Source organism: Pseudonocardia sp. ICBG1293, from assembly GCF_020131355.1.
Taxonomy (GTDB): Bacteria; Actinomycetota; Actinomycetes; order Mycobacteriales; family Pseudonocardiaceae; genus Pseudonocardia.
This window is the reverse complement of sequence record NZ_JAHLEL010000040.1, coordinates 50,137-70,953: the sequence shown is the minus strand read 5'-3', so window position 1 is coordinate 70,953 and position 20,817 is coordinate 50,137. Positions and strand designations below refer to the sequence as shown.

Annotated in this window: 19 protein-coding genes and 1 pseudogene; 16 read left to right on the top strand and 4 right to left on the bottom strand. The window is 73.5% G+C overall.

The annotated features are described in order from the left end of the window. Genes KPF47_RS18585 through KPF47_RS18550 form a run of 8 tightly spaced genes read left to right on the top strand, consistent with a single transcriptional unit; the run spans position 1 to position 9,299 of the window. The gene (locus KPF47_RS18585) at positions 1-1,350 is read left to right on the top strand and encodes an MFS transporter (protein WP_224390025.1); all 1,350 of its coding nucleotides are present in this window, start codon (positions 1-3) and stop codon (positions 1,348-1,350) included. Positions 1,351-1,386: 36 nt separating this feature from the next. Next, positions 1,387-3,516, top strand: a complete 2,130-nt coding sequence (locus tag KPF47_RS18580; RefSeq protein ID WP_224390024.1) for a hydantoinase/oxoprolinase family protein — start codon at positions 1,387-1,389, stop codon at positions 3,514-3,516. Continuing rightward, positions 3,513-5,543 (top strand): hydantoinase B/oxoprolinase family protein, encoded by a 2,031-nt coding sequence (locus KPF47_RS18575; protein ID WP_224390023.1) that lies wholly within the window; start codon positions 3,513-3,515, stop codon positions 5,541-5,543. The genes KPF47_RS18580 and KPF47_RS18575 overlap by 4 nt, the downstream gene beginning before the upstream one ends. 3 nt (positions 5,544-5,546) lie before the next feature. Beyond that, positions 5,547-6,431: an N-acyl homoserine lactonase family protein gene (locus tag KPF47_RS18570; RefSeq protein WP_224390022.1), complete on the top strand. Its 885-nt coding sequence runs from the start codon at positions 5,547-5,549 to the stop codon at positions 6,429-6,431. Then, the gene (locus tag KPF47_RS18565) at positions 6,428-6,742 is read left to right on the top strand and encodes a DUF1330 domain-containing protein (RefSeq protein WP_224390021.1); all 315 of its coding nucleotides are present in this window, start codon (positions 6,428-6,430) and stop codon (positions 6,740-6,742) included. Before KPF47_RS18570 ends, KPF47_RS18565 begins: the two co-directional genes overlap by 4 nt. After that, complete coding sequence (locus KPF47_RS40215; protein WP_224390020.1) at positions 6,743-7,798, top strand: alcohol dehydrogenase catalytic domain-containing protein; 1,056 nt, start codon at positions 6,743-6,745, stop codon at positions 7,796-7,798. Then, the gene (locus KPF47_RS18555; protein ID WP_224390019.1) at positions 7,795-8,532 is read left to right on the top strand and encodes an enoyl-CoA hydratase/isomerase family protein; all 738 of its coding nucleotides are present in this window, start codon (positions 7,795-7,797) and stop codon (positions 8,530-8,532) included. The genes KPF47_RS40215 and KPF47_RS18555 overlap by 4 nt, the downstream gene beginning before the upstream one ends. After that, positions 8,529-9,299, top strand: coding sequence for an SDR family oxidoreductase (locus tag KPF47_RS18550; protein WP_224390018.1), 771 nt, complete (start codon positions 8,529-8,531; stop codon positions 9,297-9,299). Before KPF47_RS18555 ends, KPF47_RS18550 begins: the two co-directional genes overlap by 4 nt. A 54-nt stretch (positions 9,300-9,353) precedes the next feature. On the opposite strand, the gene KPF47_RS18545 is transcribed toward KPF47_RS18550, so the two are convergent. Beyond that, complete coding sequence (locus tag KPF47_RS18545) at positions 9,354-9,530, bottom strand: hypothetical protein (RefSeq protein WP_224390017.1); 177 nt, start codon at positions 9,528-9,530, stop codon at positions 9,354-9,356. Between the two features lie 643 nt (positions 9,531-10,173). On the opposite strand from KPF47_RS18545, the gene KPF47_RS18540 reads away from it, so the two are divergent. Together KPF47_RS18540 and KPF47_RS41005 are read left to right on the top strand one after the other, a co-directional pair. Beyond that, positions 10,174-11,142, top strand: a complete 969-nt coding sequence (locus KPF47_RS18540; RefSeq protein ID WP_224390016.1) for an NADPH:quinone oxidoreductase family protein — start codon at positions 10,174-10,176, stop codon at positions 11,140-11,142. 15 nt (positions 11,143-11,157) lie between these two features. After that, a pseudogene (locus KPF47_RS41005) lies at positions 11,158-11,883 on the top strand (LLM class flavin-dependent oxidoreductase); the annotation flags it as partial. Positions 11,884-11,928: 45 nt separating this feature from the next. Here KPF47_RS41005 and KPF47_RS18530 read toward each other — a convergent pair. Further along, positions 11,929-13,161 carry an IS110 family transposase gene (locus KPF47_RS18530; RefSeq protein ID WP_224386690.1) on the bottom strand — a complete coding sequence of 411 codons (1,233 nt, stop codon included), beginning with the start codon at positions 13,159-13,161 and terminating at the stop codon, positions 11,929-11,931. 250 nt (positions 13,162-13,411) lie between these two features. On the opposite strand from KPF47_RS18530, the gene KPF47_RS18525 reads away from it, so the two are divergent. From KPF47_RS18525 to KPF47_RS18505, 5 genes are all read left to right on the top strand, one after another. Further along, complete coding sequence (locus KPF47_RS18525; RefSeq protein ID WP_224390015.1) at positions 13,412-13,651, top strand: hypothetical protein; 240 nt, start codon at positions 13,412-13,414, stop codon at positions 13,649-13,651. Continuing rightward, positions 13,648-15,189, top strand: a complete 1,542-nt coding sequence (locus tag KPF47_RS18520) for an AMP-binding protein (protein ID WP_224390187.1) — start codon at positions 13,648-13,650, stop codon at positions 15,187-15,189. Before KPF47_RS18525 ends, KPF47_RS18520 begins: the two co-directional genes overlap by 4 nt. 91 nt (positions 15,190-15,280) lie before the next feature. Then, the gene (locus tag KPF47_RS18515) at positions 15,281-16,462 is read left to right on the top strand and encodes a thiolase family protein (RefSeq protein WP_224390014.1); all 1,182 of its coding nucleotides are present in this window, start codon (positions 15,281-15,283) and stop codon (positions 16,460-16,462) included. Next, positions 16,459-17,205, top strand: coding sequence for an enoyl-CoA hydratase/isomerase family protein (locus tag KPF47_RS18510; RefSeq protein WP_224390013.1), 747 nt, complete (start codon positions 16,459-16,461; stop codon positions 17,203-17,205). Before KPF47_RS18515 ends, KPF47_RS18510 begins: the two co-directional genes overlap by 4 nt. A gap of 103 nt (positions 17,206-17,308) precedes the next feature. Beyond that, the gene (locus KPF47_RS18505) at positions 17,309-17,905 is read left to right on the top strand and encodes a TetR/AcrR family transcriptional regulator (RefSeq protein ID WP_224390012.1); all 597 of its coding nucleotides are present in this window, start codon (positions 17,309-17,311) and stop codon (positions 17,903-17,905) included. Between the two features lie 9 nt (positions 17,906-17,914). Here KPF47_RS18505 and KPF47_RS18500 read toward each other — a convergent pair whose 3' ends face one another. After that, a complete protein-coding gene (locus KPF47_RS18500) occupies positions 17,915-18,703 on the bottom strand; it encodes an SDR family oxidoreductase (RefSeq protein WP_224390011.1) in 789 nt (262 codons plus the stop codon). Beyond that, the gene (locus KPF47_RS18495) at positions 18,700-19,773 is read right to left on the bottom strand and encodes an aldo/keto reductase (protein ID WP_224390010.1); all 1,074 of its coding nucleotides are present in this window, start codon (positions 19,771-19,773) and stop codon (positions 18,700-18,702) included. Before KPF47_RS18495 ends, KPF47_RS18500 begins: the two co-directional genes overlap by 4 nt. 115 nt (positions 19,774-19,888) lie before the next feature. Between KPF47_RS18495 and KPF47_RS18490 the strand changes: the two genes are divergently transcribed. Then, positions 19,889-20,782, top strand: coding sequence for a helix-turn-helix transcriptional regulator (locus KPF47_RS18490; RefSeq protein ID WP_224390009.1), 894 nt, complete (start codon positions 19,889-19,891; stop codon positions 20,780-20,782). The last annotated feature ends 35 nt before the right edge of the window (positions 20,783-20,817 follow it).

The window sequence follows — 20,817 nt, the reverse complement described above, 5'->3', positions numbered from 1 at the left end:
ATGACCGTCCCCGCCGAGAACACAGCCGAGAACACAGCCGGCAGCACCCGGCCCGGTACCGTCGCCGCGGTCGCACGGCCCACCGCGGCAGGTCGCCGTCGTGCGGTCGCCGCGATCGCCATCGGCAACCTGCTCGAGTGGTACGACTTCGCCGTCTACGCGACGCTCGCCAGCGTCCTGGGCCCGCTGTTCTTCCCGTCGACCAGCGCGTCGGCGAGCCTGCTCGCCGGCCTGTCGGTCTTCGCCGTCGGGTACGTCGCACGGCCCGTCGGGGCGCTCGTGTTCGGCCGGCTGGCCGACTCCAGCGGCCGCCGGGCCGGGCTCGTGGCGATCATCGTGCTGATGGGCGTGGCGACCGTCGGGATGGGCCTGCTCCCCACCTACGCCGCGATCGGGGTGGCGGCGCCCGTCCTGCTCGTGGTCCTGCGGATCGCACAGGGCATGGCCATCGGCGGTGAGTTCGCGACGGCCACCACCTACCTCGTCGAGATCGCCGGGCCCCGCCGTCGCGGACTGTACGGCTCCATCACCTACGTCACCGCCGCACTCGGCTTCGCGCTCGGGCTCGGCGTGGTCGTGCTGCTGAACGCGGTGGTCACACCCCAGGGTGTGTCCGACGGCTGGTGGCGACTCACCTTCCTGCTCAGCGTGCCGCTGCTGCTGGTCGGTCGCTACCTGCGCCGCCGGGCCACGGAGTCGCCGGCCTTCCGGGCGATGAAGGCGGAGGCCGCCGCGGGCACGACGGTCCAGGCGCCGCCGTCCCGGCCGATCCGGCCCATGCTGCAGGTCTTCGGCATCGGGATCGCCGTGGCCGTCGGTTCCTACACGGTCCTGGGTTTCGTGCTGTCCTACCTGCTCGTGGTGGTCCGGCAGCCGCCCGGTGTCGCGTACGGGTCGGCGCTGGTCGCCACCCTCGTCGGGGCGTCGTTCGTGCTGCTGGCGGGCCACCTGTCCGACCGCGTCGGGCGCAGGCCGATGATGCTCGCCGCCGCGGCCTCGCTCGCCGTGTTCGCCTTCCCCGGATACCTGCTGCTGGCCGCGGGCGGGTTCTGGCCTGCCCTCGCCGGGCAGCTCCTGCTCTGGGTACCGGTCGGGATCGGGCTCGGCGTGGTCCCCTCGCTCTACGCGGAGCTGTTCCCCGCCCGCAACCGGACGACCGCCATGGCCTTCCCACACGCCCTGGTCACCGCCGTGTTCAGCGGAACGGCACCCCTGGTCTCCACGCTGCTGGTGTCGACGACCGGCAGCCTGACCGCCCCGGCCTGGTACCTGCTCGCCGCCGCACTGGTGAGCGGGGCCGTCACCCTCACGGTCCACGAGACCGCCTGGGCGGACCTGCGCACCACCTGACCGGCACATCCCGCACCACAGGAAGGACACGACGACGTGAGTCCCGCGGTGGAATACCAGATCGGCTGCGACATCGGTGGCACGTTCACCGACGTCACCGCCGTCGACAGCACGGGCGCCGTCCACTCGGACAAGTCCGACACGACACCCCACGACCTGTCGGTCGGCCTCCTGGCGGCGCTGCAGAACCTGGCGGGCCGGATCGGTTCGGACCTCTCCGACGTGCTCGCCGGCACGACCCGGTTCGTGAACGGGACCACGGTCGTGACCAACGCGGTCGCGGAGCTCCGCGGCGCGAAGGTCGGCCTCCTCACGACCGCGGGGTTCGGCGACAACCTGCTGGTGGCCCGCTCGGCGCGCAACGCGCACCGGGACCACCACCGACAGCTCGCCCTCCCGCAGATCGTGCCGCGCGAGCTCGTCGTCGAGGTGACCGAGCGCATCGACCGGAAGGGCCGCGCGGTCGTCGCGCTGACCGAGGACGAGGCCCGCCGCGCCGTCACCGAGCTGGTGGACACCGGGGTGGAGGCGATCGCGATCTCGCTGCTCTGGGGGTTCCTCGAGCCGTCCCACGAGGAGCTGCTCGCCTCGATCGTCGAGAAGGAGCACCCCGAGATCTTCGTCAGCGTGGCGTCGCGGCTGCACCCGGTCATCCGGGAGTACGAGCGCACGATGACGACCGTCCTCAACGCCTTCACCGGCATCCGTGTCGCCGAGTACACCGGGCGGATCGAGCGCGAGCTCGCCGACCGCGGCCTGCGCGTGCCGGTGGCGTTCATGCAGGGCTTCGGCGGGACGCTGACGGCCGACGAGGCCCGGGACAGGCCCATCACGTTGATCGACTCCGGACCGGCGGGCGGCGTCATCGGGGCGCAGGCGCTCGCACGGCGCCTCGGCATCGCCGACGTGGTCACCGCCGACATGGGCGGTACCTCCTTCGACGTCTCGGTCCTGCAGGGCACCGCGCCCCTGGTGACCGAGCGGGTGATGCTGCGCGACCAGTTCCTGACGGCGCTGTCGAAGATCGACGTCCTGCCGATCGGCGCGGGCGGCGGCTCCGTGGCCTGGATCGACGCCCGCGGGATCCCGCAGGTCGGTCCGCACAGCGCGGGCGCCGAGCCCGGCCCGGTCTGCTACGGCAAGGGTGGCAGCCTGCCCACCGTCACCGACGCGTCGGCCGTGCTCGGGTTCCTCGACCCGCACGCGTTCCTCGGCGGCCGTCGCGAGCTGTCGGTCGGTCCGGCGCGCGCGGCCGTCGAGCGGGAGGTCGCCACACCCCTCGGCGTCGACGCCGTGCGCGGCGCCGCCGCGATCTACCGGATGGTCACGGCCAACATGAGCAACGCCGTCCGCACGGTGACCGTCGAACGCGGACACGACCCCCGCACCTTCGCCATGGTCGCCTACGGCGGTGCGCTGGGGATCTTCGCCGCCGACATCGCGCGCACCGCGGGCATCGGGAAGGTCGTCATCCCCGCGGACGCCGCGGTGTTCTCCGCCTACGGCCTGCTCAACTCCGACGACGTCCGCACGCAGGCACGGTCCACCGCCTGGGCCGGCGGCGACGTCACCCACGTCGCCGCCGGCCTGCGCGAGCTCGACGGGACGCTGGTCGGCGCGCTGACGGCGGCCGGCTACGCCGACGACGACATCGAGGTGGAGTGGGAGGGCGCGTTCAAGTACCTCGGCCAGCAGTGGGAGCTCCCGGTCCCCATCCCGCGCACGGACGACCTCACCGAGGCCGACCTGACCGGCGCGCGGGAGGCGTTCCCGGCGCTCTACGAGACCGAGTACGGCAGCGGCACCGCCTGGACGGGCGCGCCGATCGTCCTCATGTCCATCCGTGTCACGGCCACGGGCAGGGTCGCCGCCCTGCAGCCGAGGCCCGCGGAGCTGCCTGCCGTCCCGCCGGTGGTGGAGCCCCGCGGTTCCCGGCGGGTCTTCCTGCCCCTGGTCGGCGAGGAGACCGAGCTCGGCGTCTACGAGGCGGGCGACGCCCCCGCGGGAGCCGAGATCGTCGGGCCCGCCGTCGTCGAGCACCCGCTGACCACCATCCAGGTCCCGCCGGGCTGGACGCTGCGGGTCGACCCCTGGAGCAACTACGTCCTGACCGACACCACGAGGACCCACACCACGACGACCGACACCGGAAGGACCGCGCGATGAGCGACCTGACCGCCTGGACCGAGCAGGTCGTCGACGACCCGGTCACGATCGAGATCTTCTCGAAGGCCCTGCAGAACATCGCCCACGAGATGGGCGTGGTGATGATGCGGGCCTCGGGCAGCCCGGTCATCGCCGAGGCCGTCGACTTCTCGACGTTCATCTCCGACGCCGAGGGCGACATCGTCTGCTACGCGGGCTACATCACCATCTACATGGGCACCGCCCGCCAGGCGGTGAAGCACATCCTGGCGACCACACCACGGGAGAACATCCGCCCCGGCGACGTGTTCATCTGCAACGACCCGTTCACCACCGGCAACGCCCACCAGGTCGACGTCGGCGTGGTCCGGCCGATCTTCGTCGGCGACGAGATCGTCGCCTGGTGCTGGGCCGAGGCGCACGTCAACGACTTCGGCGGCTTCGCGCCCGGTTCCATGGCCCCGATGGCGACCGAGACCTACGGCGAGGCGCTGCGCCTGCCGGGGGTGAAGATCGTGTCCGAGGGCACGATCATCGACGACATCTGGCGGATCATCGAGACCAACATCCGCGTCCCCGACATGGTGCTGGGCGACATCCGCTGCTTCATCGCCGCCTGCAACCGCTGCGACGACCGGATCAACGCGCTCGTCGGGGAGTACGGCGTCGAGACCTACCGCCACTACGTCGAGGTGGCGAAGGACCTCGCCGAGCAGGCCGTCCGTGACCGCATCCGGGAGCTTCCCGACGGCGTCTACTCGGCGGTGGAGTACGAGGAGCACAACGGGCACACCAACGACCTCTACCCGGTGGCGTGCACGCTGACGGTGGACGACGACCACCTGACGTTCGACTTCACCGGGTCCGCCCCGCAGACCGACGGCTTCGTCAACTGCAGCGCGGCGATCACCATGGGCAGCGCCGTGTCCCCGGCGCTGATGACCCTGTTCCCCGACCTGCCCATCAACCAGGGCACGCTGCGCCCGCTGGAGGTCCGGACCACCCCGGGCACGATCTGTGACGTGACGATGCCCGCCCCGGTGTCGTCGGGCCACCTCGAGACCGGCTTCCGGGTCAGCCGGGTGGTCACCCGGCTGCTCGGTGAGGCCCAGGCGAAGGCCGCGGACCCCTTCATCCGGGACCACGTGATGGCCTCGTGGCAGGACTCGTGGTGCGCGGGCTTCTTCTACGCCCCGGACGAGAACGGCACGCTGGTGCCGTTCCCGGACATGAACGGTGGGTCCGGCGGGGCCGGGGCCCAGCCGGTCGGCGACGGGATGGACGTGAGCGGCGCGCTCGCCCAGCCGCAGAACTCGTTGCCCGACATCGAGATCAACGAGTTCGCCTACCCGATCCTGTACCTGTGGCGCCGGCTCAACCAGAACTCGGGCGGTCCCGGCAGGTTCCGTGGCGGCGCCGGCCTCGACCTCGCGTGGACGCCCTGGTACACGACCGGCGGCCAGGAGCACACCATGCTGTCCTGCTGGCAGGTCCCGCCGAACGGCACTTCCGGAGGTTATCCGGGCACGTCGAGCCGGTTCACCCTCACCCACGGCGCCGGCGTGGACCGGGCGCTGGCGCAGGGGCGGATACCCGCCTCGGTCGACGAGCTCGACGCACCGCCGCAGGCGTTGCAGGGCAAGCAGTTCGGCATGATCGTCGGGCCGGGGGACGTCGTCACCCTGCGGTCCGGCGGTGGCGGTGGGTACGGCGACCCGCTGGAGCGGGAGCCGGGTGCGGTGGCCGCGGACGTCCGGGCCGGGCTGCTCAGCGTGGCCGCGGCGGACATGGCGTACGGCGTGGTCGTGCAGGACGGCGCGGCCGACGCGACCGCCACCACCGCCCGGCGGCACGCGATCCGGGCCGAACGCCGGAGCTGGCCCCGCGAGGGAGCGCACGCGGTCCGGCGCGGCCCCGCCGCCGCGCGGCTGGCCGAGCTCGGCCAGTGGTGCTCGCCGCGGGACGGCGTGACGGTGGCCGAGTTCGCCGATCCGGACACCGGCGTCCTGGTCCGCACCGAGGTCGTCGTGGCCCACGGGGAGGGCTGAGCGATGGCCCTCACCGTGCACACCCTGGAGCTGGGGCGGGCGGCCACCGACTCGCTGTTCTTCGTCAAGCACCGGACGCCGGGCACGCTGGTCAGCGCACCCGTCCACGGCTACCTGATCCTGGGCGGGGAGAAGCCGATCGTCGTCGACACCGGTTTCCGCGACGACGACGTCATGGCGCGCGTCGGGTTCGTGCCGGACCTGCGCGAGGAGAACTCCCTGGCGGCCCAGCTCGACCGCTACGGCGTGGCGGTCGAGGACGTGGGAGCGGTCGTCCAGACCCACCTGCACATGGACCACGCAGGCCACATCGACGAGTTCCCGCTCACCACCCCGGTGGTGGTCAACCGCACGGAGATGGAGTTCGCCGCGGGCGGTCTGCAGGGGCTCGGGTACGCGCCCGAGGACCTCAAGCACCTGATCGACCGGACGCACGCCCCGGGGGCGATGCGCTGGCTGGACCTCGAGCTGACGGAGCCGGTGACCGTCGCACCGGGCGTGCGGTGCGAGTACGCGGGCGGGCACACGGAGGGCTCCCTGGTGGTCTACGTCGACACCGGCGAGGGGGAGGCCGCGATCTGCGGGGACATCCTCTACGACATCGAGGACCAGGCGGTGCAGGGGCTGATGCAGAACGGGTTCCTCGAGCCGCAGGTCTCCAACAATTTCACCGGCTCACTCCGCCAGGAGGTCGCCGCCATCAAGAAGGTGCTGAACAAGGCCACCTTCGTCCTGCCCGGCCACGACCGCGGGGCGAAGGTCGAGAACGGCGAGATCGTGGGTCGTGTGGACGGGCTGTCGGTGCCCGGCCCGATCCTGCCGCTCCCGTCGCCGGGTGCCGGGATCGTCCTCCAGCCCCAGAACCCCCTGACCCGGGAGCACCCATGAGCTACTACATGCTGGCCGCGCTGCGGACGCACGACGCGGAGGTCTTCGTCCGGTACCAGCAGCAGACCGCCGCCACTCTCGCCGGCTACCGGTGCACGCCGCTCAGCGCGAGCGCCGGGCACAAGGTGATCGAGGGCGAGGCCGCACCGGACGTGGTGGTCCTGCTCGAGTTCGCGGACGAGGCGGAGTTCGACCGGTGGTGGAACAGCCCCGAGTACGAGGAGGTCAAGCACCTGCGGCAGCAGTCCGCGTCGGTGCTGCTCGGCGTCGGGTTCGACGGCGGCGTCCACATCCCGGGCGTGGGTGGCTGAGTGCGGGCCCTGACCTACCGCGGGCCGCTCGACGTCGGGGTCGACACCGTCCCGGACCCGGAGCCCGCCGACGGGCTCGGTGCGGTGGTACGGGTGGGCGCGGCCGGGGTGTGCGGCAGCGACCTGCACATCTACGCCGGACACGGGTTCAGCGACGACACGGGCTACTGCGTCGGCCACGAGGCGGTCGGCGAGGTCGTCGAGCTCGGTGGCGACGTCCGGCGGTTCCGCGTGGGGGACCGCGTGCTGCTCCCGGCGTCGATCGGGTGCGTCCTGTGCGTGCCGTGCGCGCGCGGGCACGTCGCGGCCTGCGACCACCGGCGTGCGCCGTGGAAGGAGTACTGCTACGGGATGAGCAGCCGGCTGCCCGGGGCCCAGGCCGAGGCCGTGGCCGTCCCGCACGCGGACGTGAACCTGGTCGCCGTTCCCGACGGCATCAGCGACGACACCGCTCTGCTGTTGTGCGACAACGCCCCGACGGCCTGGTACGGGGCCCGGCGCGCCCGGATCGCGCCGGGTGACGTCGTCGCCGTGATCGGGCTCGGGCCGGTCGGTCAGCTGGCGGTCCTCTCCGCCTTCCTGATGGGTGCCTCCCGGGTGCTGGCCGTCGACCCGGTCGACCACCGGCGGGCGTGGGCCGTCGCCCAGGGGGCCGAACCCGTCGACCCGGGCGATCCGAAGGCCTCGATCCGGGAACTGACCGGGGGGCGGGGCTGCAACGCCGTGGTCGAGGCGGTGGGGGCGGACGAGACCATCGCCCTCGCGGTGAGCGCGGCGACGCAGGCGGGACGGGTGAGCAGGGTCGGGGTGAGCCGCACCGGTGCCTTCCCCTTCCGGATGGAGGCCGCGCAGACCAAGGAGCTGGAGTTCGCGATCGGTCTCTGCTCGGCCCAGCGGGAGCTCCCGGTCCTCGTCGCACTGGCCGCCGCGGGCAGGCTCGCGCCCGACTGGCTGGTCACCCACCGGCTCGGGCTGTCCGAGGGGCCCGCCGCCTACGCCGTGCTCGCCGGTCGTACGGACGGGGTCGGCAAGGTCGTCCTGGAGCCGAGCCGATGATCACCACAGAGCATCGCGACGGGGTGACGGTGCTGACGATCGGCCACGGTCCGGTCAACGCGATGGACCTCGAGCTGTGTCGGGCGCTGACCGCCGGGCTGCGGGACGTGGACGGCCCCGTCGTGGTGACCGGTTCCGGGCGGGCGTTCTCCGCCGGTGTCGACCTCCGTCGGCTGCTGGACGGCGGGACGGCCTACGTCCGGGAGTTCCTCCCGGCGCTCGACACGCTCTTCCGCACCGTCTTCGAGCTCGAGGTGCCGTTCGTGGCGGCGGTCGGCGGGCACGCGATCGCGGGCGGGGCGGTACTGGCCGCCGCCGCGGACCATGTCGTCATGGCGGAGGGCCGGGGCCGGTTCGGTGTCCCCGAGCTCGCCGTCGGTGTCGCGTTCCCGCAGTCCGCGTTGGAGGTGCTGCGCCATCGGGTGGGCGAGCCCGCGCTGCGTCGTGTGGTCCTCGGGGCGACGACCTACGGGCCCGGCGAGGCCCGGGACCTCGGCCTCGTCGACGAGGTGACCGACGGGTCGGTCGTGCTCGACCGTGCGATCGCGGTCGCCGGCGGGATGGGGACCTCGGCGCCTGCCGACGCCTTCGCGCTGACCGCACGACAGCTCCGCCACGACGGTCTCGTGCGCATCGCGGACACCGATCTCGACGAGGTGCTGACGATGTGGTGCCGGCGCATCGAGGACGGGTGGACCGCCCGCTACCTGGAGGACACGGTGGGGCGACGATGACCGACGGGTTCGACGGGCGTACGGCCGTGGTCACCGGTGGGTCGCGCGGGATCGGGCTGGCCGTGGTCCGCGCGCTGCTGGCCAGGGGGGCTTCGGTGATCCTCACGAGCCGGTCCGAGGAGTCGGCCCGTGCCGTCGCCGAGGGGCTGGGCTCCGAGAGGGTCCGGGGCTTCGGTGCCCACTCGGCCGACCCGGACGCCGCGCAGGCGTGTGCCGACTTCGCGCTGTCGACCTTCGGTTCGCTCGACGTGCTGGTCAACAACGCCGGCACCAACCCCGCCTACGGGCCGGTCGTCGACCAGGACCGCGGGCGGTTCCTGAAGACGCTCGAGGTCAACCTCTGGGCTCCGGCACTGTGGACCGGGGTGGCCTGGCGGGCCTGGATGCGCGAGCACGGGGGCGTGGTGGTGAACGTCGCGTCCGTCGGGGCCTACCTCGCCGCGCCCGGTCTCGGCGTCTACGGCGCCTCGAAAGCCGCCCTCGTGCACCTCACCCGGCAGCTCGCCGCGGAGTTGGCTCCCGGAGTGCGCGTCACCGCGGTCGCCCCGGGCGTCGTCCGTACCGCACTGTCCCGGGCGCTGTGGGAGGGCCGCGAGGGGGCCGCTGGCTCCGCCACGCTCCTGGGGCGTACGGGCCGGGTCGAGGAGGTGGCGGACGCGGTGTGCTGGCTCGCCTCCGCCGGGGCCGGGTGGGTCACCGGGGAGACCCTGGTGCTCGACGGTGGTGAGCGGATCGTCGGCCCGCGGATCGCGGCAGGGCCCGGCTAGCGTTCGCGGTCGACGACCGGCGGGGGCGACGACGGAGGCCCCCGCCGGTCGAGCTCAGCTCGTCGCGGTGAACTTCTCCAGTTCTTCTGCGGTGAAGTAGTTCTGGGTCACCGCGCTGATACGGACGAGATATTTCCCCCTCTTCTCGTCCAGATGGACCACGGTTCCCACATTGCCCTTCATGGACTGCGCGGTGATCTGCACCGTGTCGCCGACGGCAAATTCAGACATGCGGTCATGCTAGAGCAGGCCGGTCGATCCGGATGTCCTCGACCGGGTGGAGATCGACGGCTCGCCTGCAGTGGGCACGGGGTGCCGGTGCCCCGGGGCCACGGGCCGCGGCGGGCCCGCCCCAGGTTGCGCACGCGCTCCGGCGGGTGTCGTGCCTCCGCCGCATCGGCGTTCCGTGAATGGGAGGCCACGATTCGTGCGGTGGTCCGTTGCCGACCGCCCCGAACCCGCACCCGTCGTGGAGAGTCATTCCTGCGATCGGTTCCCGCTCGGCGATCCGTATCCCGATCCGGACGCCGTCGATCGGCCTCCGACGATTCTCGGCGGTACCGCGGTGCTCCTGCAGAATGCGCGACGTCGTCGGCGGGGCCTCGTTCCGAGAGGCCTCGTTCCGCGGTGTCGCCGTGCCGCGGCCGGTCGGTGCCGGGTACCCGTCCGCGGCGGCGCGGCGGCCGTCGGACACGACGTGGCGGACGTGCGCTCCGACGCGGACGGTGAGGTCCTCCGGCCGCCGTCCGGGTGCCGGGACGCCGTGCACGACCGTCGTCCGGGCTCCCCGTCACGGTCGCCCGCCGCAGGGGGAAGAGCCTTGACGTACTGGTTAGTTAGAATGCATGCTCGTACCGAGGCGAGGAGGCCGACCGTGCGCGCAGTGCAGGTTCTGGGGTTCGACGGGCCGGCGGCCGTGCGCTGCCGCGAGGTCGCCGAGCCGGTCGCCGGACCACACGACGTGGTGATCGAGGTGCGGGCGGCAGGTGTGGCGTTCCCGGACGTGCTGCACACGCGCGGGCTCTACCAGAACCGGTTCGAGCCGCCGTTCACGCTCGGCGGCGAGGTCGCCGGAGTCGTCCGCAGCGCACCGGCCTCGTCCGCGCTGGAGCCGGGGGACCGGGTGGTCGCCCTGATGCAGTCCGGGGCGTACGCCGAGGTGGTGGCGGTGCCGACGCACCTGGTCCTGCCCCTGCCGGACGAGCTGGACTTCGCCGAGGGCGCCTGCCTGCCCGTCAACTACCTCACCGCACACTTCACCCTGCACGAGCGCGGCGGCCTGCGACCCGGCGAGACCGTGCTGGTGCACGGTGCGAGCGGCGGGGTGGGCAGCGCGACGGTGCAGCTGGCCGCTGCCCACGGGGCCCGGGTCATCGCCGTCACCTCCACGCCGGAGAAGGCCGACCTCGCCCGCAGGCTGGGCGCGGACGACGTCGCCGACGTGGCGGACTTCCGGTCCCGGGTCGTCGAGCTCACGGGCGGCCGCGGGGTCGACGTGCTGGTCGACCCGGTCGGTGGCGACCGCTTCACCGACTCGCTGCGCTGCCTGCGCCCCCGGGGCGGCCGCCTGCTCGTGGTGGGGTTCACCGCGGGGGAGATCCCGACGGTGAAGGTCAACCGGCTGCTGCTGACCAACACCGACGTCCGCGGCGTCGGGTGGGGCGCCCCCGCGTTCGCCGAGCCCGGTGTCGTCACCGGGCAGTGGTCCGACATCGTGCCCCTCATCCGGCAGGGGGCGGTGGCCCCGGTGGTGGGCGCGACGTTCCCGCTGGACCGGGCGGCCGAGGCGCTGGCCGTGGTCGACGAACGGCGGGCGCTCGGCAAGGTCGTCGTCCAACTCTGACATCGGAGGCATCCCATGCGCTTCGGCGTGTCCGTCGCCTACTGGCCCTGGTTCACCTACGACGAGCAGGTCGCGCTGGCGCGCACCGCGGACGGGCTCGGGTTCGACTCGGTGTGGGTCGCCGAGGGGTACGGCCAGGAGGCGGTCGCCCTCCTGGGTGCGCTCTCGGCGGTGACCGAGCAGATCCGCCTGGGCACCGGGATCCTGCAGATCCCGGCCCGGCAGCCCGCCGCCGCGGCCACCGCCGCCGCGACCCTCGACCGGATCTCGGGCGGGCGTGCCCTGCTGGGCCTCGGCCTGTCCGGCCCCCAGGTGTCCGAGGGCTGGTACGGGGTCCCGTTCACCGCCCCCCTGCGGCGGACCCGCGAGTACGTCGAGATCATCCGGCTCGCGTGCAGCGGCGAGCGGCTGTCCTACCAGGGCCGCGAGTGGACGATCCCGACCCCGGACGGGCTCGGCCTCGGCAAGGAGCTGAAGATGCTCGGCGGTGGCCCGGTCCAGGACCGGATCCCGATCTACCTGGGCGTGAGCGGGCCCCGCACCGTGGCGCAGTGCGGCGAGATCGCCGACGGATGGCTGCCGTTCCTGTTCAGCCCGGACCACGCCGACATGCTCACCGAGCCCCTGCTGCGGGGGCTGGCCGCGGCCGGGCGCGACCGGTCGGAGATGACGATCGCCCCGACCGTCCCCGCCGCGCTCCACCGGGATCCGGACGTCGCGCGGGACCTGGTCCGGCCGATGATCGCGTTCTACCTGGGCGGCATGGGGGGTGTCTCTATGGGTTCGTCAAGCGGCGGCGAGTTCTGGATCGGGGTTGTTGACCGTGGGCGGGTTGTAGGGGCGGCGGTCGCGGAGCATGGCGTAGATGACGTCGGTGCGGCGTCGGGCGAGGCAGATCAGGGCGGCGTTGTGTCGTTTGCCGGCGGCTCGTTTGCGGTCGTAGTAGGCGCGGCTGGCGGGGTCGGCCAGGGCGGCGAATGCGGACAGGAACAGCGCGGATTTCAGGGCGTGGTTGCCGCGCTGGGATCGGGTTTCGCCTTTGATCGAGGTGCCGGAGCGGCGGGTGACTGGGGCGAGGCCGGCGTAAGCGGCGAGGTGCCCGGCGGTGGGGAACCCGGAGCCGTCGCCGACGATGGTGAGGATCTTGATGGCGGTCCTGACCCCGAGTCCGGGCATCGAGGTCAGGACCGGTCCAAGAGGGTGGGCCTCCAGGCGGGCTTCGAGCTCGTCGGCGAGCTGGTCGCGTTCGGTGTGGACCTGGCGCAGCTGCCCGGCGACGCCGGTGATGACACGGGCGAACGCGGCCGTGCCGGGAACGGTCAGGCTCTGGGCGTCGAGCGAGGTCAGGATCTGGGCGGGAAGGGTGCGGGCCAGTCGAGGCGACCGGGCCCGCATCGTCTCGGCGATCCCGTCAGCGCCGAGCTCTCGCAGGGCTTGCGGGGTGGGCGCGGCCGCGAGCAGGTCGAGCACGCCACCGCGGTCCAGGCGTGGCCCGAGCAGGCGTTCCAGGGCGGGATGAACATGCAGCAGGGCGTCGCGCAGCCGGTTCGTCAGCCGGGTGCTCTGCCCAGCCAGGTCATCGTCGTAACCGGCGAGCACAGTGAGTTCGGCGAGGGTCTCGTCGTCGGTGCCGACCCGGCGCAGGGTGTGCGGCATCGTCCGGGCGGCCTCGGCGATCACGTGGGCGTCGCGGGCGTCGGTCTTGGCCTGCCCGGGATGCAGGTCGGCGATGCGGCGCATCGCCAGCCCGGGCAGGTAGGCCACCGTGATCCCCAGATCACGAGCGACGGCGATGGCCAGCGCTCCGATCGAGGCGGGCTGGTCGATGACCATCAGCACCGCGCCGTGCTCGGCCAGCCCGGACAGCACGGTGCGCAGCGCCGATTCGTCGTTGGGCAGGGCCTTGTCGTGCACCCGCTTCCCGTTGGTGTCGACCGCGCAGGCGTGGTGTTCGGACTTGCCCACGTCCAGGCCGCAGAACACCGCGAACCCGGTCGGGTGCTGGTCAGGATCGGGCAACCGCCGCTCCCTTCTCGTCGCGGCAGGCCGACCACGAGCACCCGCGCCGGCAGCCACGTTACGAGCAGACCACACGGGTCAGGTCTCTATCAGCGGTCGTTGGCGCCCTCCGGCCACGGCGACAACACCCCCCAGATCATCGGGCGACAGGGGCAGTCAGTCATACCGCGGCCGGCGGCCTGCAAGCCCTCAGCGGGCTTGATCAAGAAGGTAACGGGGCAAGGACAAGAACTTCTACACCGAGCTCGCCGTGCGCTACGGCCACGCCGCCAGTGCGCTGGCCTGCCAGGAGCGCTTCCTGGCCGGCGACCGCACCGGCGCCGAGGCCGCCCTGACCACCGAGCTGATCGACCTGGTGTCGCTGGCGGCGACCCCGGCGACGCTGGAGAGGAAGCTGGCCGCCTACGAGGCCGCGGGCGTCGACACGATGATCGTGGCACCGTTCGGCGACCGGACCGCCCTGCTGGAGGCCCTGGCGGGCACACGATGACCCCGGCGGCCGCGGAGGGCGCGCTCTACGCCGACCTGGTCGTGGAGGCCCTCGGGCGCCACGGCGACCGGGAGGCCTTCGTCCACGGGGACCGCCGGATGACCTACGCCGAGGCCGGCGACCTCACGGCCCGCCTCGTGCAGGTACTCGTCCGGCACGGGATCGGCCGGGGGTCGGCGGTCGCCGCGCTCAGCCCGAACGTGCCCGAGGCCTGGCTGCTCCAGGCAGCCGCCTACCTGGTGGGGGCCACCTTCAGCGGGTTGCACCCCCTGGGGTCGGTCGAGGACCACGTCCGCCTCTGCGACGACGCCGGGGTGGCGCTGCTCCTGGTCCATCCGCGTGTCGCCGAGGTCGGGGCGGCGGTGAGCGAACGCGCCCCGAGTGTGCGCACGGTGCTGACGATCGGGCCCTGCGAGCTCGGCCGCGACCTCGGGGCGGCCTGCGCCGCCGAGCGCGGCGGGCGCCTGGCCCGGGACCCGGCGATCGAGCCCGAGGACACCGCATGGCTGCAGTACACGGGTGGGACCACGGGGCGGCCCAAGGGCGTCATGCTCCCGCAGCGGGCCCTCGCCCAGCAGGCGCTGTCCTGGCTGGCCTCCTACGGCGTGCCCGAGCGGCCGCGCTACCTCGCCGCGGCGCCGATCACCCACGCCGCCGTGCTCCCGCTGCTGCCGACCCTGCTGCGGGGCGGCTGCGTGGTGCTGCACGAGTCGTTCGACCCCGACGCCTTCCTGCGGACGGTGCAGGACGAGCACATCAGCTACGCCTTCGGGGTGCCCACCATGCTCGGCGCGCTCGTCGGGACCGCCCGGGCCGGGCGGTACGACCTCGGCGCCCTGCGCACCTTCGCCTACGGCGCGGCGCCCGCATCCCCGGCGCTGCTCGAACAGGCCCAGGACGTCCTGGGCCCGGTGCTCCTGCAGGGCTACGCCCAGACCGAGGCGGGCGGGTTCATCGCCGCGCTGCGTCCCGACGAGCACGTGGCCGGGCAGCTGACCTCGTGCGGGCGCCCCGCGTCCGGGGTCCTGCTGGCGTTGCACGGCCCCGACGGCCGGGAGGTGGCCCCCGGCGAGCGCGGCGAGATCGTCGTGCGCTCCCGCGGCGTGATGACCGGGTACCTGGGCCTCCCCGAGGAGACGGCGCAGGCCCTGCGGGGCGGCTGGCTGCACACCGGGGACGTCGGGCGGTTCGACGAGCGCGGGTTCCTGCACATCGTCGACCGCGCGAAGGACATGGTCATCACCGGCGGCTTCAACGTCTATCCCCGCGAGGTCGAGGACGTCCTGGACGGCCACCCCGGTGTCGCCGGGTCCGCGGTGGTCGGGGTCCCGGACGACCGCTGGGGCGAGGCGGTGCGGGCCTACGTGGTGCTGCGCGGGCGGGCGAGCGCGACCGCGGAGGAGCTGATCGCCCTCGTCCGTGCGCGGAAGGGACCCGTGCACGCACCCAAGTCGGTCGTCTTCGTCCCCGAGCTCCCGACCACCGCGGTCGGCAAGATCGACAAGAAGGTGCTGCGGGACCGCACGGACGGGCCGTGACCGCCGGGTCGACGGACACCCGGTACCCCAGGAGAGGAGTCAGAACCATGACCGAGGAGCCACTGCCCGCGCCGTCACCGGTGGCCGGGGCATGAGGGACGTCGTCGTCGCCGGGGTGGGCATGACCCGCTTCGGGCGGTTCCTGGACCGCACGTTCGCCTCGCTGGTCACCGAGGCCGTCGGCGCGGCCCTGACCGACGCGGGTACGACGCCCGACGCGGCCGGGATCGTGTACTACAGCAACAGCGGTGCCGGGATCATCCACGGCCAGGAGTCGGTCCGTGGGCAGCACGCCGTGCGGGGCAGCGGCCTGGAGGGCATCCCGCTCATCAACGTCGAGAACGCCTGCGCGTCCGGGTCCACGGCCGTGAACCAGGCCTGGTTGGCCGTGGCGGCGGGCCAGGTGGACGTCGCGGTCGCCGTCGGCGCCGAGAAGCTCAACCACGAGGACCGCAGCCGCGCCTTCGCGGTGATGACCGCCGCGCTGGACCAGGACCGGCTGCCCGAGATCACCGCCGACCTCGGCGACGCGGGCACCGGGTCGGTGTTCATGGACATCTACGCGCGCTTCGCGCGCTGGTACCGCGATCGCACGGACGCGACGCAGGCGGACTTCGCCCGGGTCGCGGTGAAGAACCACGCGCACGGGGCGCTGAACCCGAAGGCGCAGTACGGGGGCGTGCTGACCGTCGAGGAGGTACTGGCCGCCCGCCCGATCAGTGGTGACCTGACGCTGCCGATGTGCGCGCCGATGTCCGACGGCGCCGCCGCCGCGGTGATCACCACACCGGAGATCGCCGCCCGCTGGGGCGCGCAGCCGGCGCGCCTGCTCGCCACGGTGATCGGGGCGGCCCGGCCCGGCGTCTACGGCGAGCTCGTGCCGGACACCGCACGTCGCGCCTACGAGATGGCCGGTCTGGGACCTGCCGACCTCGACGTGGTCGAGTGCCACGACGCCGCCTCCCCGGCCGAGCTGATCGTCATGGAGGAACTCGGGCTCTGCGAGCCGGGCGGGGCCCCGGCGCTGCTGCGTGCCGGGACGACCGCACTCGGGGGAGCGTTGCCGATCAACCCCAGCGGCGGGCTGGGCAGCAAGGGGCACCCGGTCGGCGCCACCGGGCTGGGCCAGCTCGTGGAGCTCGTCGACCAGGTACGGGGACGGTGCGGAGCCCGGCAGGTGGAGGGGGCGCGCCTCGGGCTGGCGGAGAACGCCGGGGGCTACATCGGTCCGGACGCCGCGGCTGCCTCGGTGACGATCGTGGGCGCGCCGTGAGCGTGCTGCGGGTCGAGCGGGCGGGCCCGGTCGCCCGGATCGTCCTCGACCGTCCCGGGAGGCACAACGCCCAGGGCCCGCAGCTGTGGTCGGAGCTGCGGGCCGCGGGGGCGGAGCTGTCCGCCGACCAGGACGTGCGGGCGGTCGTCCTGCTGGGGGACGGGCCGTCGTTCAGCTCCGGGCTGGATCTGGCCGAGCTCGAACCGCAGGGGTTCCTGCACCGGGTCGCCCACGCCCCCGACGACCGGGCGCAGGAGCTGATCGCCGAGGCGCAGCAGGGGTTCGGGTGGATCGCCCGGGCGCCGTTCCCCGTGGTCGCCGCCGTGCACGGGGTCGCCGTCGGGGCCGGTCTGCAGCTCGCCCTGGCCTGCGACGTCCGGATCGTGGCCGACGACGCCACCCTCGCCGTGGCCGAGGTCGGCCGCGGCGCCGTCCCGGATCTGGGGGCGACGGTCGACCTGCCCCGCCTGATCGGGCTCGAACGCGCGCTGGACCTGATCCTCACCGCGCGGTCGCTGACCGGTGCACAGGCCGCGGAGCTCGGCCTGGCGCTCCGAGCCGTTCCGGCCGGGACGGTCGTGGCCGAGGCGACGGCCTACGCCGAGACGCTGGCCGCCGCCCCGCGCGCCGCGCTCGCGTGGGCCAAGGCCGCCACCCGGGAGCCGGACCGGGAGCGCAGCCTGCGACTGGCGGCCCTCGGGCAGCTGGAGTGTGTCCGGGGCATGCTCGGCGTGTCCGGGTAGGGGGAGAGCCGGGCACCGAACTGGGAAGAGCTTGTCGCACTTCGCTCGGTTGTGGCACCCTCGTGGTGCAGATGAGGCGGACGGGCAGCGGAGGTGTGGTGCGGTGACCGGTACCAGGGCGGTCCGCCGCACGCGGAGCGACGCCGAACGCAGCACCGCTCGCATCCTCGAGGCCGCGGAGGTCGTCCTCGCGGCGGACGAGACCGCCTCCCTGGAGCGCATCGCCGATCACGCTCAGCTGTCCCGGGCCACCGTCCACCGGCGTTTCACCTCGCGGGCCGCCCTGCTGGACGCGCTGGCGGAGCAGCTGAGCGAACGCTACCGGCGCGGACTCGCCGAGGCGCGGGTCGACTCGGCACCGCCGCTGTTCGCGTTGCGCCGGGTGACCGAGATCGTCTTCGAGCTCAAGCTGAGCCACCGGTTCGCCATCCGGCTGACCGCCGCCATGACCCCGGAGGTGCAGGACGGGCTCGACCGGCTGTTCGTGCGGCTGCGCGAGTCCGGCGCCGTCACCGCGGCGGATCCCGTCTGGTGCCGGCGGGTCTACCTGGCGCTGCTGGACGAGGTGAACGGGTTGTCCGCGGACTCACCCGCGCTCCCGCCACGGTCCGGACCGGACGAGGACCCGACCCCGGCGAGGATCGACCTCCTCGTCCGCACGGTGCTGCGGGCGCTGGGTGGCGACGGGGCGGAACACTAGGCCGCCCGTTCACAGCTGGGAGACGCCGCCGTCGACGGTGAGCTCCGCGCCGGTGGTGTAGGTCGCGTCGAAGGCGAGGAACGCCGCCGCGAGAGCCACCTCCCGGGGTGTTCCCAGGCGCTGCAGGGGGTTCTCGGCGACCCGCTGCGCGACGAACTCCGCTGCGGCCTCGGCGCTCATCGTCGTCTCCAGGGTGCCCGTCGCGATCGGGCCCGGGCTGACCGCGTTGACCCGCACACCCCGGTCGGCGAGCTCGGCGGCGAAGGTGCGCGTCATCGAGCGCAGGGCCGCCTTGCCCGCGGAGTAGACGCTGGTGCCCCGGATGCCGGCCAGGTGGGCCACCGAGGTCGTCAGCACGATCCCGGCCCCGTCGCCGAGCAGGGGCAGGAGCTTCTGCACGGTGAAGTAGGCGCCCCTGACGTTGGTCGCGTTCACCTCGTCGTACTCCTGCTCGGTGACGGTCTCCAGGGGCGCGGCACGGGCGGTCCCGGCGTTGACGAAGACGGCGTCGAGACCGCCGAACCGCGTCCGCACCCGGTCGGCCAGCGCGTCGAGGTCCGCCGGGGTGGAGACGTCGCCGCGGACCGCCAGCGCGGAGTCCCCGAGTGCGGCCCGTGCGTCGTCGAGCGCCGGTTGCGAGCGACCGGTCACGATCACGCGGGCTCCTCGCTCCACCAGGAGCCGGGCGATCGCGAGTCCGATGCCGTGGCTGCCGCCGGTGACCACCGCACGCCGGCCGTCGTAGGTGTCCGTGGCGAGCGCTCCGCGGGGCGCGTCGGTACGCCGCACGCGACTCACGGGCGTCGCCGCTCGATCGTCAGGGTGCCTGCGGTGGCGGCGCGGCCGTGGTCACCGGCGAGCAGGTCGTGCGGCGAGCCGAGCTCGACGGCGCTGACCGCGTCGAGGCGGGCCAGCTGCTCGGTGGTGAGCTCGACCTGCAGCGCGTCGAGGTTGCCCCGCAGCTGCTCGGTGGTGCGGGCACCGACGATCGGGGCCACGACCCCCCGCACCTGCAGGACCCAGGCCAGCGCGATCTGGGCCGGCAGGCGGCCGGTCTCGGTCGCGATGTCCTGCACGACCTCGGCGATGGCCAGGCTCCGCTCGGTGACCATGCCGAGGGCGGCGTTGACGCTCTTGCGGTTGCTCGCCCCCGGTCGTGCCGGTGACCCGCTCCCCGCCAGGTCGGCCCGGGTGTACCGGCCGGCGAGCACACCGCCCCCGATCGGGGAGAACGGGGTGACCCCCAGCCCCATCTCCCGGGCCATCGGCAGGAGGTCGCGTTCGGCGGCCCGGTTGATCAGGCTGTACTCGGGCTGCAGGGCGACCAGGGGGGTCCAGCCGCGCAGGTCGGCGACGGCCTGCATGCGCGAGACCTGCCAGGCGGGCACGTTGGACATCGCCACGTAGTGCACCTTCCCCGTCCGGACCAGGTCGTCCAGGCCGCGCAGGACCTCCTCGACGGGGGTCGTGGAGTCCCAGACGTGCAGGTGGAGGAGATCGATGTAGTCGGTGTCCAGCGCACGCAGGCTGGCCTCGACCGAGGCGAACAGGTTCTTGCGGTGCGGTCCGCCGGAGTTGGGGTCGTCGGCGGTACGCAGCGTCGTGTACTTCGTCGCGACGACGAAGCGGTCCCGTCGGCCCCGGAGGAACTCGCCCAGGAGCCGTTCCGAGCTGCCGTCGGTGTAGGTCGGTGCGGTGTCGAGGAAGTTGCCGCCGTGCTCGACGTAGGTGTCGAACAGCGCGCGGGCCTGGTCCTTCTCCGCGCCCCAGCCCCACTCGGTGCCGAACGTCGCGGTGCCCAGCGCCAGTGGCGAGACACGTAGGCCGGAGCGGCCCAGCAACCGGTAGGTGTCCAGCGTGAGTGCCATGATCTCTCCTCCGTGGTGATCGGGATCGACCACCACGGTGGCCCCGTCGCGGGCCTCGGACCAGGGAAGGATCATCCCAGGAATACCGGTCGTCGGTCCCGGGGTTGGACCGGTCGTGATCACCGGCACCGTCGACGCGACCCGGGAGCTGGCCGTCTTCCTGCGTGCGCGCCGCGAGGGACTGAGCCCCCAGGACGCCGGCCTGCCCCCGCGTCGCCGGACCCGGCGGACGCCGGGTCTGCGCCGCGAGGAGGTCGCCGAGCTCGCGGGGATCAGCATCGACTACGTCGTGCGGCTCGAGCAGGCCCGTGGCCTGCGCCCGTCGACCGAGGTCGTCGAGGCGCTGGCCCGGGCACTGCGACTCGCCCCCGACGAGCGCGCCTACCTCTTCGGCCTCTCCCGGCGGGGGCCGCGTGAGCCCGACGGGCCCACCACGACCGCCGCGCCGGCGCTGGTCCGGCTGGTCGCCGACCTCTCGCCACGGCCGGCCATGCTGCTGAACCATCGCTACGACATCCTGGACTGGAACGGCGCGATGGCGGGCCTGATGCTGGACTTCGCCACCGTGGCGCCGGCGCAGCGCAACGCGGTCCGGTTGTGCCTGCTGCACCCGCGCCTGCGCGAGTCCTACATGGACCAGGAGCAGGTGGTCCGCGAGGGGGTGGCCCACCTGCGCCTGGCCTGGGCGAAGCACCCCGAGGACCCGGGGCTGAGGGCGCTGATCGCCGAGTGCCTGGCCCGTGAGGACGTCGCACGGTGGTGGTCCGAGCCCGACGTCCCGCTCTCCGGCCGGGGGCACAAGGTCATCCGGCACCCCGACCTCGGGACGATCGCCACCGACTTCGAGGTGCTCGCGCCGCTCCACGACCCGGACCAGGTCGTCGTCGTCCACCGGGCGGCCGACGAGCGGAGCCGGGTGGCACTGGAGCGGCTCGGCGCGGCACGGTCGGCCGCGGCGTCCGTCGATCCCGGTGGGACCGTGGGCGTGTCCGCGGCGACGGGCCGGTGACGGCGCGCGCGGGCGAACCCGGATCGGCGACCGTC

Coding starts and splice junctions, on each gene's coding strand:
- KPF47_RS18585 (WP_224390025.1), top strand. CDS start 1: ATGACCGTCCCCGCCGAGAACACAGCCGAGAACACAGCCGGCAGCACC.
- KPF47_RS18575 (WP_224390023.1), top strand. CDS start 3,513: ATGAGCGACCTGACCGCCTGGACCGAGCAGGTCGTCGACGACCCGGTC.
- KPF47_RS18570 (WP_224390022.1), top strand. CDS start 5,547: ATGGCCCTCACCGTGCACACCCTGGAGCTGGGGCGGGCGGCCACCGAC.
- KPF47_RS18565 (WP_224390021.1), top strand. CDS start 6,428: ATGAGCTACTACATGCTGGCCGCGCTGCGGACGCACGACGCGGAGGTC.
- KPF47_RS18555 (WP_224390019.1), top strand. CDS start 7,795: ATGATCACCACAGAGCATCGCGACGGGGTGACGGTGCTGACGATCGGC.
- KPF47_RS18550 (WP_224390018.1), top strand. CDS start 8,529: ATGACCGACGGGTTCGACGGGCGTACGGCCGTGGTCACCGGTGGGTCG.
- KPF47_RS18545 (WP_224390017.1), bottom strand. CDS start 9,530: ATGTCTGAATTTGCCGTCGGCGACACGGTGCAGATCACCGCGCAGTCC.
- KPF47_RS18520 (WP_224390187.1), top strand. CDS start 13,648: ATGACCCCGGCGGCCGCGGAGGGCGCGCTCTACGCCGACCTGGTCGTG.
- KPF47_RS18515 (WP_224390014.1), top strand. CDS start 15,281: ATGAGGGACGTCGTCGTCGCCGGGGTGGGCATGACCCGCTTCGGGCGG.
- KPF47_RS18495 (WP_224390010.1), bottom strand. CDS start 19,773: ATGGCACTCACGCTGGACACCTACCGGTTGCTGGGCCGCTCCGGCCTA.